The sequence below is a fragment of the Porcipelethomonas ammoniilytica genome (assembly GCF_025567485.1).
GTDB classification, from domain to species: domain Bacteria; phylum Bacillota; class Clostridia; order Oscillospirales; family Ruminococcaceae; genus Porcipelethomonas; species Porcipelethomonas ammoniilytica.
The window spans coordinates 1,721-3,416 of sequence record NZ_JAOQKH010000052.1; the positions used below are offsets into that span (position 1 = coordinate 1,721).

Sequence of the window (1,696 nt, forward strand, 5' to 3'; positions counted from 1 at the left end):
GAAATACAAGATAGCAAAGAGAGATAACTTGTGTGAGCATTGTAACGAATTGAAACAATTCAGAAAATGTCATCATAGCTATCACCTCCCTTACGGGAGAAACCGCCTACCGTTATGCAGTCACCATATATTGATTATAGCATATACGGTCATATTTTGTCAATTATGGAAGCCTTTTACAGGCTTCTTTTTTATTCGCCATTGGTGAATTATAATAAGCAACATCTCCAATATAATAATATCATAAGAATAATTAATAATATATTTTTTATAATATCTAATATTGCTATGGTCTTTACGGAATAATCCCCCAATTTAATTTCAACCATAAAAATATACATCAAAGAAATATTATAGCTTTTATTTTTAGTTCTCTTTAGTTTCATTCTTTTTTAGCCATTGAGATATTTTATTATGTATCACGTATAATATAGCAACACAACTGACAACACCACCAACAACACAACCTGAAACAACAATTGCTTTTAATATATATTTTATTAATTCATACATAAATAGTCCTTTCCAATTCGCCATTGGCGAATTTTATAAATTAAAACGGTTCTTCATCTGTCAGCATTTCATATTCTGAAAGTTCTTCCGGAAGATCCTGCTGCACAGGTGAAGCTGTAGGCTTATTTGGTTTATCTCCTCCAAAGTAAACATGATTTGCTTCAACCTGCATTCCGTAATGTTTTATGTTTTCCTTTTCGTAATTATTGTTTTTCAATCTTCCCTGTACAATTATAAACTTTCCTTTGGTGAAATTACGTGATACAAATTCTGCTGTTTGTCTCCATGCTATCACTGAAATAAATTGTGCTGCTCTCTTTCCGTTCTTGTCCGGAATATCTTCCTCTACAGCTACCGTAAATTTGCACACTGAAATATTATTCGGCGTCTGTCCTAAATCCGGATCGGCGGTCAGACGTCCCATTATTGTTACTGTATTAAGCATTTTTATTTCCTCCTGCTATTATTTTTCTGTCTGCTTGTCCGGATGATTTCATCAAAGCCATTGTAAATGTACCGAAAACTCCTCCGGCAAATATACCTATTATAAATCCTAACATCTTTATTCACTTCTTTCTCTGATTTTTTCTGTACCTTTAAAGTGAGAATCGCACACTGCTTTTATTACCTGATATGTTTTCTCAGACTGCAATCCAGCACGATATTCTATTTCATCACAAAACAAAATTATAAGATTACACAAATCCATTATTATATCTTTGATTTCTCCATCTAGTTTAAGTTGTATTTGCTCATTACCAATTTTAGTACTTAACATTTTACTTTCCTTTCCAATTCGCCAATGGCGAATTTTTAATTTTCTGAAGAAGCCTTATAAATTATTCCTGTAAGTTCCTGAAACAAAATAGTTAATGATATGATTCTTTGGTGTATACAAGTCCATTTATCATTTATCCGTTCCATAACATACTCTTGGAAGTTCTGATTATTCAATATATCATACAAGTCATGCACACAGTTAAATTTAATTTTATTTACTTGAACATATTTTAATAAGTATTTCAAAATTAACTTATCAAACTGATTATCAAAACTATTTTGTGAATTCTCATTAATCAGCCTAATCTCATCAATACTATTCTCTACAGTCAAAATAGCTACATCAAATGTTTCTTCATTTAACAGCATTTCTTTTATGTATTTTTTGGGATTAAAGCTTGAA

At 31.0% G+C, this 1,696-nt stretch carries 5 protein-coding genes; all 5 read right to left on the reverse strand.

All coding sequences use genetic code 11. The annotated features are described in order from the left end of the window. Window positions 1-366 precede the first annotated feature (366 nt). A complete protein-coding gene (locus OCV67_RS12965) occupies window positions 367-513 on the reverse strand; it encodes a hypothetical protein (RefSeq protein WP_178085171.1) in 147 nt (48 codons plus the stop codon). A gap of 40 nt (window positions 514-553) precedes the next feature. Beyond that, entirely contained in the window at window positions 554-958 is a 405-nt protein-coding gene (locus OCV67_RS12970; RefSeq protein WP_147644360.1) for a single-stranded DNA-binding protein, read from the reverse strand. After that, window positions 951-1,073: a DUF3789 domain-containing protein gene (locus OCV67_RS12975; RefSeq protein WP_178085172.1), complete on the reverse strand. Its 123-nt coding sequence runs from the start codon at window positions 1,071-1,073 to the stop codon at window positions 951-953. The genes OCV67_RS12970 and OCV67_RS12975 overlap by 8 nt, the downstream gene beginning before the upstream one ends. Before the next feature lie 2 nt (window positions 1,074-1,075). Further along, on the reverse strand, window positions 1,076-1,291 hold the full coding sequence (locus tag OCV67_RS12980; protein WP_147644362.1) for a hypothetical protein: 216 nt from the start codon (window positions 1,289-1,291) through the stop codon (window positions 1,076-1,078). Between the two features lie 35 nt (window positions 1,292-1,326). Next, the coding region (locus tag OCV67_RS12985; RefSeq protein ID WP_178085173.1) for a hypothetical protein at window positions 1,327-1,696 on the reverse strand (370 nt) is incomplete at its 5' end.